The organism is Photorhabdus africana (assembly GCF_035181445.1).
In the GTDB taxonomy this organism is placed as follows: domain Bacteria; phylum Pseudomonadota; class Gammaproteobacteria; order Enterobacterales; family Enterobacteriaceae; genus Photorhabdus; species Photorhabdus laumondii.
The window spans coordinates 36,328-52,522 of record NZ_JAXBVE010000023.1 but is presented as its reverse complement, the minus strand read 5'-3'; the positions used below and the strand labels follow the sequence as shown (position 1 = coordinate 52,522).

Below are 16,195 nucleotides of genomic sequence, written 5' to 3'. Positions count from 1 at the left end.
CAAATTTTGACAAGACTCAGGTTTACATTTTTTTTACTCCTCTTACTGATATCTGAATCAAAGTGAGATATCAGTAAGAGAACGATTAGGGACTGACGATAAAAGAAGATTGCTGTATCTGGTCAGCCAGTTTTTGTTGCAAATCGGCAGCTTGCTGGCGATTGTTGAATGGCCCTAACTGTACACGATAAACGTTACTATATTGAGTTACGCGTCCTTGAACATTAAAGCGTTGCGCCAGTGTTTGTTGCCACTCTTTTGCTCGTTGCTCACTGCTAACAGCACCAACCTGAACCATAAAACCATTTGCTGAGGCGGCTGTTGGCGTTGTGACTATTGGAGTACTGTTTGTAACAGGCTTCGGTGGTTGCAGCTTCATTGCGGGGAGTTGTTCAGTCGCTTCCGGTTGTATCGTCAGTTTCATCGGCTGATTTGTTAAGGGCTGGCTGTTAGTCTGATCAGGGATATTCTCCATTGTTGGTGTTCCTAATGGATTGGCTGTCAGCGTTGGTCTACCCGGTAGAGCATAACTCTGTTTAACTATCTGGCTGCCAATGGTACCGGGACCGGATACAGAACCGTCTTGGGCAACCTCAATAAAATCAACCTTAACTTTGGTACTTTGAGTCAGGTTTAACCGTTCAGCGGAAGCCCTCGATAGATCGATAATTCGCCCTGGTGTATAAGGACCACGGTCATTGACTCTAACAATCATCATGCGGCCATTGCTTAAGTTAGTCACACGGACATAACTTGGAATTGGCAGGGTAGGATGGGCGGCTGTCAGCGCATAGGGATTAAAACGTTCACCAATTGCGGTCATTTTGCCGCTAGATTCTTCACCGTACCAACTAGCATAACCTGTCTCACTAAACTGAGAGGGGGCTTGCACAATGTGATAAGTATGTCCGTTCATCTGATAATCATCATTGGCGCTAGGATGATAAGGTTCATAACGAGGTTCTGCACCCAGAACATCCTGCGTTGGTACCGCGGGTAACGGGGTAGGTTTTTGTTTGTCAGGAGTAGTACAGCCAGATAGCAGGGCTGCAATCATGCCGAGTATAAGCCAGTGTTGACGCATTGAAACCTCTTCTCTATAAACTTTTGGACAACAATTTTCTGTGTGTGTGAATCGACATGATAATGCCGAAACCCGCCATTAAGACGATTAACGCAGAGCCGCCATAACTGACAAATGGCAAAGGAACGCCGACTACAGGCAGGATACCACTCACCATGCCAATATTGACGAAGATATAAACAAATAGAATTAACATTAGGCCGCCAACCATAACCCGGCCAAAAGTGTTCTGTGCTCTGGTTGCGATAACCAACCCGCGCGTAATTAATAACATATATAATGTTAATAACAGTAGTACGCCAATCAGACCAAGTTCTTCCGATAGTACGGCAAATATGAAATCTGTGTGACGTTCTGGCAGAAATTCCAATTGAGATTGTGTTCCTAATAGCCAGCCTTTACCGGATAAACCACCGGAGCCAATCGCGATTTTTGATTGAATAATATGGTAACCCTTACCTAGTGGATCGCTTTCTGGATCAAGTAGCATCATGACGCGATCGCGCTGATAGCCATGCATTAGGAAGAACCACAAGATGGGGATAAAACAGGCTAATAGTAGAGTTGCGATACCGATCAACCGCCAACTCATGCCCGAAAGAAACAAGACAAACAGACCAGAAGCCGCGATCAGGATTGAAGTCCCTAGGTCTGGCTGAGCGGCAACCAGTAAAGTAGGCAGAAAAATGAGCATCAGAGCGATGGTGGTATTTTTCAGTGATGGGGGGCATAAGTCGCGGTTCATAAAGCGTGCGATCATCAGGGGTACGGCTATCTTGGCAATCTCTGAAGGTTGGAAGCGGATGATCCCTAAGTCCAGCCAGCGTTGGGCGCCTTTACTGATTTGCCCGAAAGCATCGACAAAAATCAGTAAAATGACACAAACAATATAGAGATGGGGCGCCCAGCTTTCATAAACTCTTGGTGGAATTTGCGCCATGATGAGCATGACAACCAGTCCAGCACCAATTTGGCCAATTTTGCGCTCCATCATACCCATATCTTGACCGCTGGCACTCCACATAACAAAAGCGCTGTATATCAGCAATGCCAAAATGCACAGGAGTAACGGTAGGTCGATATGTAATCTGGTCCAGAGAGGAACCCTTTTTTGGTTTTCTGTCATGGTGTTAATCAGTCACTTTCTGTTCCGGGAGGTATAGGGACAGTATTCGGCAATGTTGTGTTGTTATCCCCTAATAGTACATGGTCGAGGATTTGGCGAACAAGGGTGCCCACTGCTGGACCTGCACCACCATTCTCTAAAATAATGGAAAGGGCTACTGTCGGATTTTCATAAGGAGCGAAAGCGATCATCAGCTTATGATCCCGTAAATGCTCAGCAATTTTACTGGCATTGTAGGTTTCATAACTGTAGACCTGTGCTGTTCCCGATTTGGCTGCTGCTTTATAAGGCGTGCCGATAAAACTCTTGTGGCCGGTACCGTTTGGTAGGTTAGCAACACCGTACATACCGTTTTTTGCTAATTCCCAATATCCTGAATGGATATCACCGATCTGAATATTTTCTACTTGTTGATAAGCGATCATCTCACCTTTCAGCTTCTTGCTTAGCAGAAGATGTGGTGTTTTTACATTACCGTCGTTAATTAAGGTTGTCAGCGCTTTTACCATTTGAATGGGAGTTGCTGTCCAATATCCCTGGCCGATACCCACAGGAATGGTATCTCCTTGATACCAAGGTTTTTTATATTTTCTTTGTTTCCATTCGCGGGTAGGCATGATACCGGTGCGTTCTTCGGCTAGGTCGATCCCAGTATATTCGCCATAGCCAAACTTGGTCATCCACTCAGATAGACGATCAATTCCCATATCATAGGCCACTTGATAGAAGAAAGTATCTGCCGATTCTACAATGGCTCTATGTGCATTGAGACTACCGTGCCCCCAACGTTTCCAGTCACGGTAGCGTTTTTCTGAACCCGGTAATTGCCACCAACCCGGATCAAAAATGGTGGTATTTTTATTGATAACGCCTGTGCTTAGTGCTGCGACGGTAATAAAAGGTTTCACTGTTGAAGCTGGAGGATAGATTCCTTGAGTAGCACGATTAATAAGCGGCCTATCAGGATTGTTTAATAGCTCCTGGTAGTTTTTATTGGAGATACCATTTACGAATAGGTTTGGATCATAGCTTGGGTTAGATACCAGTGCCAGAATTTCCCCATTACGTGGATCACTGACAACGACCGCAGCACGGCTGGTTGTCAGGAGTTTCTCAATGTAAATTTGCAATTCGAGATCGATAGTTAGGTAAATATCTTGTCCGGCCTGTGGTGGTTGTTCATGTAATTGGCGTATCACCCGGCCTCGGTTATTCACTTCGACTTCTTCATAACCCGTTTTGCCGTGTAAAACAGTTTCATAATAGCGTTCAATACCCAGTTTGCCGATATCATGGGTAGCGGCGTAATTAGGTAAAATACCTTCTTTATCCAATCGTTCTACATCTTTATCATTAATTTTAGCAACATAGCCGATGATATGTGTCAGTGCTGAACCATAAGGGTAGAAGCGGCGTTGGTAGCCTTTTATTTCAAAACCAGGGAAACGATATTGGTTAACGGCAAAGCGTGCTACTTGAATATTATCAAGTGAAGTTTTCAATGGAATAGAGGTAAAGCGGCGCGAGCGTTTACGCTCTTTTTCAAAGTTGGCAATATCTTCATCAGTCAGATCGATAACATTACGTAAATCATTCAGCGTTTGCTCAAGGTGCTCTACCTTTTCAGGTATGATTTCCAACTGATAGATAGTTCGATTAAGTGCCAATGGCGTGCCGTTTCGGTCATAGATGATACCGCGACTTGGCGCAATTGGAACCAGTTTAATACGGTTTTCGTTTGAACGGGTTTGATAGTCTTCATGGCGGGTGATTTGTAAATGGTAAAGATTGGCCATCAGGATACCAGTCAGTACCAGGATGATAATAAACGCCACCAATGCGCGGCGAGCAAATAGGGCTGATTCAGCCGTATAATCACGAAAAGGGGTACGTTTATTCTTCATCCCATTGCCAGAATTCGCTTTTATCCGTTGATAACCAAATTATTCCCGATGATAGGGATGATTGGTCGTAATACTCCATGCCCGGTACAGGCTTTCCGCAACCAAAACTCGGACCAGAGGATGGGGTAAGGTCAGCGGTGACAGTGACCAGCTTTGTTCTGCGGCAGCTTTACATGCCGGAGCAAGACCTTCGGGCCCACCTATCAACAAACTGACATCTCTACCATCCCGTTTCCAATATTCAAGCTGTTGCGCCAATTGAGGCGTTTCCCAACGGGAACCCGGAATGTCCAGGGTGACAATACGGCTGCCTTTGCCGACAGCGGCCAGCATCTGTTCGCCTTCTTTTTCCAGAATGCGTTTAATATCCGCATTTTTGCCCCGTTTGCCAGCCGGAATTTCTATCAGATCAAATGGCATGTCTTTGGGAAAACGACGCAAATAATCTGTAAAGCCGGCCTGTATCCAGTCCGGCATTTTTGTACCTACAGCGATTAATTGCAGCTTCAAACTCAGCTCCAGAGCTTTTCGAGTTCGTACATGCGGCGGCTCTCTTCTTGCATGACATGTACGATAACTTCACCGAGGTCTACGACAATCCAGTCAGATACGCCTTGTCCTTCAACGCCAAGTGGGATCAGGCCGCTCGCACGACAGTCATCAACCAGATTATCTGCGACAGACATCAGATGGCGGTTGGAAGTTCCGGTGCAGACAATCATGCAATCGGTAATACTTGATTTCCCTTGGACATCAAGGGAAACAATATCTTGTGCTTTGGAGTTTTCCAGCTTATCAATAACAAACTGTTGGAGTTCTTTACCTTGCAAAAGGCTCATCCTTATTTTTTATCACAATTGATTAAATAGTGCGGAATAATAGCATGTCAGGTCACTTAAGGGTAAGTCAACTAAGCGACTAATCGAGGCAGATTCCGCTATTGGCGATATAACCCCTGTGAATCTATATATTTTTGTACTGAAAGGGGGAGTAAATCGTCACAACTTAACCCTTGCTGGTGGCGTTGACGGATGTCTGTTGCTGAGATCGACAGCAGAGGTGTATCTGCCAGATAGATATAACCGTTAGGTTTACTGCCAAGTTGGCTTGGATCGTAGATTTGATGTTTTGTAAGCCATTGTTGCATTTCAGTTGTGGAAAATTGAGTTTGATAACCAGGACGAGCACAAACTAGCAAATGGCAGAAACTCAGTAGTTCTTGCCAACGATGCCAAGTGTGCAGTGATAACAAAGCATCTTGGCCGATTATAAATGCTAGTGGTTGTTTGTTACCAAGTTCCTGACGGAATGACTCTAGCGTATCAATTGTGTAAGAGGGGATAGTGCGCTCCAGTTCACGCTTATCGACGGTAAACAGTGGGCTATCCTGTACTGCCAGTTGTACCATTTCAAGCCGCTGTTGTGCAGTGGCTTCCGGTTGTGGGCGGTGTGGAGGGACGTGATTTGGCAGTAAAATCACTTGCTTCAGGCCAGTTTGATATGCCAGGGTTTCAACTGGCTGCAAGTGCCCGTAATGGATGGGATCGAATGTTCCACCAAATAATGCTTTAATAGCGGGTTGTTTCGGGCAAGTAGAATCAATGGTATGAGGCATTAAGAAAGCTCTCAGGTAAGGTTTTTCCACATAACAGCATGGAAAGAGTTTCTAAATCTGACCAAATAGACTGGCCGTAATCCTGTTTGATCTGGCGTTCCATCTGTACAAGTAAATGAATTGCTCGCTGTAAATCATGTTGAGTGAGACGTTGCAGTGCGCTTGTCAGCAATGGACGGCGGTTTTGCCATACCCGATGTTGATCTAACAGTGTTTTCATCGGGATTGTGGTACTTTGGCGTTTCAGTGTGAGTAGCAGCAGTAATTCACGCTGTACGGTACGTAATAGAATAACAGCTTCGCAATCTTCCTGTTTTAACTGTTTCAGAATATGCCAGGCGCGTTTTGCTTTACCTGATAATAGCGAGTCTACCCAGTGATAAGGTGTAAAGTGAGCCGCGTCATTCACCGCATTTTCGACACGATGTAAGGTCAGTTTACCGTCTGGGTATAGCAGGGAAAGTCGCTCAAGTGCCTGAGCTAACGCCAGTAAATTTCCTTCATAACAATAACACAGTAGTTGATTGGCTTGTTCTTCCAGCGCCAATTTCATGGCTTTGGCCCGTTGTGCAACCCATTGCGGCAGACGGTTCTGTTCGGGTGTCTGACAACTGACATAAACACCGTTTTTTCCTAGTATTTTGAACCAGTGACTGTTCTCCTGAGCCTTGGTCAATTTCAAACCACGTAGTATTAGCAGTATATCTGGGTGAAGTAGTCCTGCCAGTTTCACCAGTTGTTCGGCTATGGTTGTGTTAGGGCCATTTTCCGGCAGTAGTAAAGTGAGTGTTTGACGGCTAGCAAACAGACTTAATGACTGACAAATATTGAATATCTCATCCCACTCGGTGTGATTATCCAGCGTATAGGTGAAGTGTTCAGTGAAGGCGTGTTTTTCAGCAGCCTTGCGAATATGATCCTGACTTTCCTGTAATAGTAGGGGTTCATTACCCCATATCAGATAACAGTTTCGCAGCCCCTCATTGAGCTGCGAAATCAGTTGTTCGGGATAGAGTTTGATCATTGTGCTTGTGCAGCTTGCTGTCCTACCTGTTTTTCTCTGGCTTTCTGCTTTTCTGCGTTGTGAACGGTCAATAACTGGCGAACTAACCGGCGAGCAGCTTGTTCACGCATTTCCTGATTGATTATCTCGTTTTCAGCATCTTTCGCCAGGGCCTCTAATGGGTTGTCGAAAAAAGAGCGATCAACCCTGGATCGCAGCGGGTATATGCTACCGTCTGGCATAATAACCTGAGCATCGACATTCAGTGTCAATTGGCGTTCAGCTGCCTTACCGTCTTGGAAAACAGAGACAGTATCTTTATTTTCAGAAGAGCTAATTAACTTCAAAACAGGAACATCAGCGCTACCATCCTCAAGGATAGTGACGTTATTCAGACGAAGCTGTTGGCGAACGGAACGGGCCAGTGGCCCATATGGGTCACTGCTTGTTAATTGCAGCTTTTTGAGTTCTGGTGGCACCTGGGTGGTACCGCGCAGATGAAAACCGCAGCCAGCGGTGACCAGCACCGCTAACCCCAGCAACAACGTTAAAATACGATGTCGCACATTGCCTCCTTTATCAGCCGACGACCAGATTCAGCAGTTTGCCTGGTACATAAATGACTTTGCGAATAGTGACGCCTTCAAGGTATTTCGTCACACCATACTCTTTTGCTGCCATATCATGAACATATTCTTTAGTCGCCTCTGCTGGCACAGTAACACGACCACGCACTTTACCGTTAACTTGAATGACGACTAACTTGGTATCGTCAACCATTGCCTGTGCATCAGCTTGTGGCCAATCAGCCGTATCAATATCACTTTCACCTCCCAGAGCTTGCCACATAATAAAGCAAGCATGGGGAGTTATTGGTGACAACATACGGACAACTGCTAGCAGAGCCTCTTGCAGCAGAGCGCGATCCTGCTCAGTTTCCTGTGGTGCACGGGCCAGTTTATTCATCAATTCCATTACGGCAGCGATAGCAGTATTGAATGCTTGGCGGCGACCGACATCATCTGTGACTTTAGCAATGGTTTTGTGCAAATCTCGGAATAGATCTTTTTGTTCCATTGTCAGGTTTGTGATGTCTAGCGGTTGAGTTGCCCCTTTGCTGCTATGTTCATAAACTAGGCGCCATACACGTTTCAGGAAGCGATTTGCCCCTTCAACACTGGATTCTTGCCATTCTAGCGTTAGCTCTGGTGGAGCCGCGAACATCATAAACAGGCGAACGGTATCAGCCCCATATTTTTCTACCATCAATTGTGGGTCAATACCGTTGTTTTTGGATTTAGACATTTTGCTCATGCCGGTATAAACCAGTTCATGGCCTTCTTTATCCGTCGCTTTAACGATACGGCTTTTATCATCACGCTCAACAATAGTATCAGCTGGGGAAACCCAGATTTTTTCGCCATCTTTACCGATGTAATAAAAAGCATCGGCCAGAACCATGCCCTGACATAACAGGCGCTTAGCGGGTTCATTGGAATTGACCAGACCTGCATCACGCATTAGTTTGTGGAAGAAACGGAAATACATCAGGTGCATGATGGCATGTTCGATACCACCGATATATTGATCAACTGGCAGCCAATAGTTAGCTGCTGCTGGATCGAGCAGGCCCTTGTCATAATCTGGACAGGTGTAGCGAGCGTAGTACCATGAAGATTCCATAAAAGTATCGAAGGTATCTGTTTCACGCAGCGCCGGCTGGCCGTTGATAGTGGTTTTCGCCCATTCAGGATCAGCTTTAATTGGGCTGGTGATGCCATCCATTGTGACATCTTCTGGCAGAATAACAGGCAGTTGGTCGGCAGGAACCGGAACAACCGTGCCATCTTCCAGCGTTGCCATTGGAATAGGAGCGCCCCAGTAACGTTGACGAGAAACGCCCCAGTCACGTAGACGATAGTTAACTTTGCGCTTACCTACGCCCATTTCCACCAGTTTATCAGCAATAGCATTGAAACCAGCTTCGTGATTCAGACCGCTAAATTCACCGGAATTAAACAGGATATTCTTATCTGTTACAGGGGCTTCATGGACGTTCGGTTCATTGCCTTCACTATCCAGAATAACGGCTTTTATTGGCAGGTTATATTTTGTCGCAAATTCCCAATCGCGTTGATCGTGGCCGGGAACTGCCATGACAGCACCGGTGCCGTATTCCATCAGGACGAAGTTTGCAACCCAGATTGCCACTTTCTCTTTGGTCAATGGATGAATAGCAAACATACCGGTTGCCATGCCTTTTTTCTCCATTGTTGCCATATCTGCTTCTGCAACTTTGGTATTACGGCACTCATCAATGAAAGCAACCAGTTCAAGGTTATTTTCTGCTGCTTGTTTTGCTAGAGGATGACCTGCGGCAACCGCAACATAAGTGGCGCCTAGAAACGTATCAGGACGAGTGGTATAGACAGTCAGCTTCTCCTGACGATCAGCCACATCAAAAGTAATCTCTACTCCCTCGGAGCGGCCAATCCAATTGCGCTGCATGGTTTTGACCTGCTCCGGCCACTCTTCCAGCGTCTCCAGATCGTTTAACAACTCTTCGGCATAATCAGTGATTTTGATAAACCATTGTGGAATTTCTTTACGTTCAACTTTGCTATCACAGCGCCAGCAGCAGCCATCGACCACTTGTTCATTAGCCAGAACAGTCAGATCGTGGGGACACCAGTTAACTGCGGAGGTTTTTTTATAAACCAAGCCCTTTTCATACAATTTGGTGAAGAACCACTGTTCCCAACGGTAATATTCCGGGGTACAGGTTGTGACTTCACGATCCCAGTCGTAACCGAAGCCCAGTGTTTTCAATTGACCTTTCATATATTCGATGTTGGCGTAGGTCCACGGAGCAGGTGCGGTATTGTTTTTTACTGCGGCACCTTCTGCGGGCAGGCCAAATGCATCCCAACCGATAGGTTGCAGGACATTTTTGCCGAGCATACGTTGATAGCGGGAGATAACATCACCAATAGTGTAGTTACGTACATGGCCCATGTGTAGTCGACCAGAAGGGTAAGGTAGCATGGACAGGCAGTAATATTTTTCTTTGCTGTTGTCTTCTGTCACTTTGAAAGTTTGCTTCTCTTGCCAGTGAAGCTGAACTTGCGGCTCTATATCTTCTGGACGGTATTGTTCTTGCATGGCACCGATGATCCTATGGTGAGTAAAAAGCTACGTTTGTAGCAATCATTTAGTTGGTAAAATATGAGGTCGGCATAGCATATCTGATTTGATATATAAGAAACAGAGGTTCTGAGGGAAAATCCGATGGCGACAGGAGTCACCACCGGGGATGAAATGAGGTTAGTGAAGAATTTTAGCTAGAAATTCTTTGGCGCGATCTGATTTTGGATTCGCAAAGAAATCTTCTTTTTGGCTATCTTCAACAATTTTGCCTTCATCCATAAAGATAACTCGGTTGGCTACTTTACGGGCGAAGCCCATTTCGTGAGTAACAACCATCATGGTCATCCCTTCATCTGCCAGTTTAACCATGACATCGAGCACTTCATTGATCATTTCAGGGTCGAGGGCAGAGGTAGGTTCGTCAAATAGCATGGCAATCGGGTCCATACAAAGGGCACGGGCGATTGCTACACGTTGCTGTTGACCACCGGAAAGTTGAGACGGGAATTTATTCGCTTGACTGGCTAGTCCAACGCGTTCAAGTAATTTCAACCCCTTTTCTTCCGCCGCTTTTTTATCACGATTAAGCACTTTAATCTGCGCTAGAGTTAAATTCTCAATGATGGATAGATGGGGGAACAGCTCAAAATGCTGGAACACCATGCCGACTTTAGAGCGTAGTTGTGCCAGATTGGTGTTTTTATCATTAACTTTAATGTCATTAACCAGAATTTCACCCTGTTGGATGGATTCCAGGCCATTGACCGTTTTTATCAGGGTGGATTTGCCTGAGCCAGATGGGCCACAGACCACAACGACTTCACCTTTTTTAACTTCAGTTGAGCAGTCGGAGAGAACCTGAAATTGGTCATACCACTTGGATACATTTTTCAGGGAGATCATCAAACAGTCCTTTTCTTCAAATAGTTAACCAGCATAGATGCGGCAATACTAATAATAAAATAAATCAAACCAGCAAATAGGATCATTTCGACCTGAGTGCCATCACGCTCACCGATATTTGCCGCAGTACGGAAAAAGTCCGCTAGACTGAGCACATACACCAATGAGGTGTCTTGAAACAGTACGATACCCTGTGTCAGTAACAGCGGGGTCATCGCACGGAATGCCTGAGGCAGGATAACCAGTCTCATACTTTGCATTGGTGTCATACCCAATGCCAGTGCTGCCGAAGATTGCCCGCGGGAGATACTCTGAATTCCCGCCCGGATAATTTCTGAATAATAAGCAGCTTCGAAAAAGGCAAATGCAACCATAGCTGAAATTAAACGAATATCTGTTTTCGGAGAAATCCCTAGAACGTTCTGCACTAGGCTAGGCACAATCAGGTAGAACCATAACAGTACCATAACTAGTGGTACAGAACGGAACAGATTGACATATAAAGTGGCAAACCAGCTCAGTACTTTTACCGAAGAGAGCCGCATAACGGCCAGTACGGTTCCCCAGAGAATACCGACAACAACAGCAATAATCGTGATTTTTGCTGTAATGACTAAGCCTTGTAGCAGAAACGGGATACTGGGGATAATCGAACTCCAGTCAAACTCGTACATTTATTGACCTCCAATATTACCCGGTAAACGCACTTTTTTCTCAAGCAAGTGCATGGCAAGCATAATCACCAGATTGATTCCGATATAAGCTAGTGTAATCGCCGTAAATGTTTCATAAGCATGTGCTGAGTAATCAAGTAACTTACCTGCTTGTGCTGCCATATCTACCAGACCAATAGTGGAGGCAATGGCAGAGTTTTTCACCAGATTCATTATTTCTGATGTCATGGGGGGAATGATCACTCGATAGGCATTGGGTAATAGGACATAGCGATAGGTTTGTGGCAGAGTTAGCCCCATTGCCAGCCCTGCCGCTTTTTGACCACGTGGTAGTGATTGTATGGCGGCACGAACCTGCTCACATATCCGAGCAGCAGTGAAAAGACCTAAACAGGCAGTGGATGAGAGAAAAAATTGGATATTAGGGTCCAGTTCAGTTTTAAACCACATACCGATTTTTTCTGGTAGTAGCTCAGGTACAACCAGATACCAGATAAAAAATTGAACTATCAGTGGTACGTTACGAAAGAGCTCAACATAACAGGTACCTATCCCAGATAATATTTTATTGGGAACAGTGCGTAAGATGCCGAATAGTGAGCCGACAATGAAAGCGATAATCCAGGCGCAGATAGACAAGGCAATCGTCACCTGAAATCCAGCTATCAACCAGCCTAGATAAGTCGTATTGCCGAAAGGGGCAGCTTGCAAAAAGATGCCCCAATTCCAATTGATTGACATAATAATACTCCCTGTTAGGGTGTAGCTTGATCCCCTGAAAACGATTGATTGGCTGAGAAAAAAAGCGAGGTAGGGAACGACCACCTCGCACCCTGTGATGCCAATCAAATAGTCATTTTTTTAATTATATTTCTAGTCAAGCGCCTTATCATTTGGCGATTTAAATAGTGCTTTCATTTCATCAGACAAAGAGAAATTCAAATTCAGGTTCTTGGGTGGAATCGGGTGTTTGAACCAGCGCTCAAATGATTTCTCTGCCACTCCAGAGGTTTGCGCCTGAACAATGGTCTCATCGATCAGCTTCTTGAATTGAGGATCGTCTTTGCGTGATATGCAACCATAGGCTTCTCTAGACTGAGGTGTACCAACAATTTCCCACTGATCAGGTTTTTTCGCTTTGGCGCGTTCACCTGCTAGTAGTGCATCATCCACCATAAAGGCGATTGCCCGGCCAGATTCCAAAGTACGGAATGAGTCACCATGATCTTTTGCACTGATGATGCGCATTTTCATGCTTTTCTCATCGTTGAGTTTATTCAGCAAGATTTCAGAAGTCGTACCTGCTGAGACAACGACATTTTTACCCGCCAAATCTGGGAAATCTTTTATACCGGAACCTTTTTTAGTCAGCAAACGCGTCGTAATAATAAAGATGCTGTTAGAGAAAGTGACTTGTTTCTGACGTTCAAGGTTATTGGAAGTGGAACCGCATTCGAAATCATAAGTGCCATTTTGTAGCAATGGGATGCGATTTTGCGAAGTCACGGGTATCAATTTTACTTGCAGATTTGGCATGTCCAGTTTCTTCTTCACTGCTTCAACAATCAGATTAGAATAATCCTGAGAGTAGCCGACGACTTTTTGATGGTTATCGTAGTAAGCAAAAGGTACGGAGGATTCACGATGTCCCACAATGATCACACCATCATCTTTAACCTTTTTCAGTGTTCCCGTTAATTCTTCGGCTTGAACAGCCCCCGCCATGCCAAGTAACATCATGGTTAATACTAGGTTACGCATACGCATATATAACTCCTTTAATGTGGCTATCGTTTGCGATGTTGTGTTTGCAAAAGTCTCTCTGTGATTTGTTTTTAATCTAGGATCATTTGCTGTTGTATGTGTATATAGTGTTAAAAAATAGTACAAAAGGGTTAGATAATGAAAATGAATTGTTTCTATTTCGGGAGCTGTCTCGCACTATAAATGAACAATGTTGTTTAGCTTGCACAATAAAGATACGTGATTATCATTTTTTTGGTGCATGTTCCCATTTTTGGTTAGTGAAACAGCTATTTTCCTTTTCATTCATAGGGATAGTAGCAATTAGCATGCCAAAATAATAAAGAAGGGTAAAATTAATACCAATAAGTTGTTTAAGTAGGTTATTTGTATAACATAGAGTGGTATCAGTTATTGAGGGCTAGCATGGGTCAATGGCAGAATTGGGCAGGGTATATTTCATTCCAATTGCCAGACGATTCCATAGGTTGATAAGGTCGATTAATAATGTTCAATCGACAATCTCAAGGGAGCAGTTTCACTCCCTTTTGCTTATATGGATATTTGGATCAAGTTTTACGGCGGTTATATGTTAAGGCAAACAGGGCAAACAATACGGTAATTATCCATACCGGCCAGTTACCCCAGCGAGCATAGGGTGTTATCCCGGTTGCGGGTGTCACTTTAGCGGCCAAAACATTACGGGTAAATTGTGGGAGTGCTGCTTGCACTTCTCCGTCCGGGCGGATAACGGCTGTAATGCCGTTATTAGTACCACGTAGTAACGGGCGTCCTAATTCAAGGGAACGCATGCGCGCCATTTGGAAATGTTGCCAAGGGCCGATTGAACCACCAAACCAAGCATCATTGGAAACAGTGAGTAAGAATTCAGTATCTGGTTTGAAATTCGCACGAACCTGTTCACCCAGTATAATTTCATAACAAATAGCAGCCGTCAGGTTATATCCTGCAACAGAAAGCTGTGGTTGAATGTAGTTGCCACGGCTGAATGAAGACATGGGTAAGTTGAAGAATGGCGCCAGAGGCCGGAGTAGGGATTCCAGCGGAACAAATTCGCCGAATGGTACCAGATGATATTTATCGTAGCGAATAGCTGCTGGATATTGATAAGGTCTTTTATCGCCGAGGACAATCACGCTGTTATAGATCTTATCACTGTCGCCAACGGCTCTTTCATCGACAATACCGGTAATAAGGCTGGTATGTTGATTGCGTAACAGTTCATCCAATTTTGTTAGAAAGTGGCGTTGATAACTTTCCAATGAAGGAATGGCAGATTCCGGCCAGATGATTATCGGTATTTTGCCGATGTATGGCAGGCTGTTGCCCATGTAGATGTCCATAGTTTCGTTGAGCATGTTAGGGGCCCATTTCAGGGATTGTGGGATATTTCCTTGAACTAGCGCGACATCAACTGTTTTTTCAGGCAGTAGTTTGTACCACTGATAATGGCGCATTGGCCACGGTAATAGCAGAATGGCGATAGCGATAATACCAGCGACTATTTTCCGATGTATGACGGCCAGAACGAATAACCCGCTGAGAGCCATTAACAGGAAAGTGATGGCCTCAACACCCAAAATTGGTGCAATAGCTTTCATTGGACCATCTAATTGACTGTAGCCGAATTGTAGCCAAGGGAAACCGGTTAGAATCCAGCCTCGTAGGAATTCGGTAAGTTGCCATAATGCAGGTGCTGCTACAGCCAGCCTCAACCCGTTCGTTTTTGCGAAGAAACGGTTGAGCAAGCCAGCGAATAAAGCAGGATAGAGCGAGAGATAGGCGGCAAGTAATATGACTAGCAGAATATTGACCGTGGTTGGCATGCCACCGAAATTAGCAATACTGACATACACCCAGTTTGTACCACTGCCGAACAGACCGAATCCCCAACAAAAAGCAATAAATGCCGCTTGTCGGGGTGTTCTGTTTAAAGTCAGAAGTTGTAGTCCAAACAGGGAGATAATCGCGGCGGGCCAGAAGTCAAAGGGTGAAAAAGCCAGTGTTCCACTGGCTCCAAAAAACAGTGCCAGTAAGGCGCGCAGCCGCTGGCAATTTAATAATGAAGCTTTGTTCATTCAGATTTTATTCTTCTTCAAGGTTAGGTATTGGCGCATCGTCCGGTATCGTAACATAAACTTGAATAATCCTTCGGCTGTCGGCCATAGCAACTTTAAAGAGATAGCCGTTGATATCAACGGACTCTCCTCTGGCGGGTAAATGACCGAATGCCTGCATAACCAGACCGCCAATAGTATCCACTTCTTCATCACTGAATTGGGTGCTAAAGGCTTCATTAAAGTCTTCAATCTGAGTCAGTGCTCGTACCGTATAGGTATGACGGCTCAAGGCACGAATATCGACATCTTCTTCTTCATCGTATTCGTCTTCAATTTCACCGACGATCAATTCAAGAATATCTTCGATAGTGACTAGGCCCGATACACCACCAAACTCATCAATGACGATGGCCATATGATAACGTTGAGAACGGAACTCTTTCAGCATGCGGTCAACCCGTTTACTTTCAGGTACAACGACAGCCTGACGCAGAACCTTATCTATGCTGAATGGTGGGGCATCGGTGCGCATAAATGGCAATAGGTCTTTTGCCATTAAAATCCCTTCAATATGATCTTTGTCTTCACTGATCACAGGGAAACGAGAGTGAGCCGAATCGATAATCACATCCAGACATTCGTCTAGGGTTTGATTACGTTTTAAGGTAACGATTTGAGAACGGGGGATCATGATATCCCGAACACGCTGATCGGAAATATCCATTACCCCTTCGAGCATATCGCGGGTATCAGGATCAATCAGATCATTTTGTTCAGAGTCACGGATCAGTTCCACCAGTTCATCACGGCTTTTTGGCTCACCGTGAAAAAGTTGGTTAAGAAGAAGAGTGAAAAACCCTTTCTTAGGGCCAGGGTTGTCGTTACTTGAAGGATGGTCGTCGCTCATGGCGTTTT

15 protein-coding genes are annotated in these 16,195 nt (G+C 44.9%); all 15 read right to left on the bottom strand.

Translation table 11 applies throughout. The annotated features are described in order from the left end of the window. Positions 1-85: 85 nt before the first annotated feature. A complete protein-coding gene (rlpA, locus tag SLS51_RS14055) occupies positions 86-1,084 on the bottom strand; it encodes an endolytic peptidoglycan transglycosylase RlpA (RefSeq protein WP_323839360.1) in 999 nt (332 codons plus the stop codon). A gap of 13 nt (positions 1,085-1,097) precedes the next feature. After that, entirely contained in the window at positions 1,098-2,210 is a 1,113-nt protein-coding gene (mrdB, locus tag SLS51_RS14050; protein ID WP_323839359.1) for a peptidoglycan glycosyltransferase MrdB, read from the bottom strand. Between the two features lie 8 nt (positions 2,211-2,218). Next, positions 2,219-4,114, bottom strand: coding sequence for a peptidoglycan DD-transpeptidase MrdA (gene mrdA / locus SLS51_RS14045; RefSeq protein ID WP_323839358.1), 1,896 nt, complete (start codon positions 4,112-4,114; stop codon positions 2,219-2,221). 39 nt (positions 4,115-4,153) lie between these two features. Next, positions 4,154-4,624, bottom strand: a complete 471-nt coding sequence (gene rlmH / locus SLS51_RS14040; protein WP_323839357.1) for a 23S rRNA (pseudouridine(1915)-N(3))-methyltransferase RlmH — start codon at positions 4,622-4,624, stop codon at positions 4,154-4,156. Positions 4,625-4,626: 2 nt separating this feature from the next. Then, positions 4,627-4,953 carry a ribosome silencing factor gene (rsfS, locus tag SLS51_RS14035; protein WP_191214694.1) on the bottom strand — a complete coding sequence of 109 codons (327 nt, stop codon included), beginning with the start codon at positions 4,951-4,953 and terminating at the stop codon, positions 4,627-4,629. A 98-nt stretch (positions 4,954-5,051) separates the two neighbouring features. Next, the gene (gene nadD / locus SLS51_RS14030; protein WP_323839356.1) at positions 5,052-5,729 is read right to left on the bottom strand and encodes a nicotinate-nucleotide adenylyltransferase; all 678 of its coding nucleotides are present in this window, start codon (positions 5,727-5,729) and stop codon (positions 5,052-5,054) included. Beyond that, complete coding sequence (holA, locus tag SLS51_RS14025; RefSeq protein ID WP_323839355.1) at positions 5,713-6,753, bottom strand: DNA polymerase III subunit delta; 1,041 nt, start codon at positions 6,751-6,753, stop codon at positions 5,713-5,715. Before holA ends, nadD begins: the two co-directional genes overlap by 17 nt. Further along, the gene (gene lptE / locus SLS51_RS14020) at positions 6,750-7,298 is read right to left on the bottom strand and encodes an LPS assembly lipoprotein LptE (protein WP_323839354.1); all 549 of its coding nucleotides are present in this window, start codon (positions 7,296-7,298) and stop codon (positions 6,750-6,752) included. Before lptE ends, holA begins: the two co-directional genes overlap by 4 nt. 13 nt (positions 7,299-7,311) lie before the next feature. Further along, complete coding sequence (gene leuS / locus SLS51_RS14015; RefSeq protein ID WP_323839353.1) at positions 7,312-9,894, bottom strand: leucine--tRNA ligase; 2,583 nt, start codon at positions 9,892-9,894, stop codon at positions 7,312-7,314. Positions 9,895-10,056: 162 nt separating this feature from the next. Continuing rightward, the gene (locus tag SLS51_RS14010) at positions 10,057-10,782 is read right to left on the bottom strand and encodes an amino acid ABC transporter ATP-binding protein (RefSeq protein ID WP_323839352.1); all 726 of its coding nucleotides are present in this window, start codon (positions 10,780-10,782) and stop codon (positions 10,057-10,059) included. After that, positions 10,782-11,456, bottom strand: a complete 675-nt coding sequence (gltK, locus tag SLS51_RS14005; protein ID WP_323839351.1) for a glutamate/aspartate ABC transporter permease GltK — start codon at positions 11,454-11,456, stop codon at positions 10,782-10,784. The genes SLS51_RS14010 and gltK overlap by 1 nt, the downstream gene beginning before the upstream one ends. After that, positions 11,457-12,197 (bottom strand): amino acid ABC transporter permease, encoded by a 741-nt coding sequence (locus tag SLS51_RS14000; protein WP_323839350.1) that lies wholly within the window; start codon positions 12,195-12,197, stop codon positions 11,457-11,459. It abuts the gene before it with no gap. Between the two features lie 132 nt (positions 12,198-12,329). Then, complete coding sequence (locus tag SLS51_RS13995) at positions 12,330-13,223, bottom strand: amino acid ABC transporter substrate-binding protein (protein WP_323839349.1); 894 nt, start codon at positions 13,221-13,223, stop codon at positions 12,330-12,332. A gap of 545 nt (positions 13,224-13,768) precedes the next feature. Beyond that, positions 13,769-15,298: an apolipoprotein N-acyltransferase gene (gene lnt, locus SLS51_RS13990; RefSeq protein ID WP_323839348.1), complete on the bottom strand. Its 1,530-nt coding sequence runs from the start codon at positions 15,296-15,298 to the stop codon at positions 13,769-13,771. 7 nt (positions 15,299-15,305) lie between these two features. Further along, positions 15,306-16,187, bottom strand: a complete 882-nt coding sequence (gene corC / locus SLS51_RS13985; protein WP_036776710.1) for a CNNM family magnesium/cobalt transport protein CorC — start codon at positions 16,185-16,187, stop codon at positions 15,306-15,308. Positions 16,188-16,195: the final 8 nt, after the last annotated feature.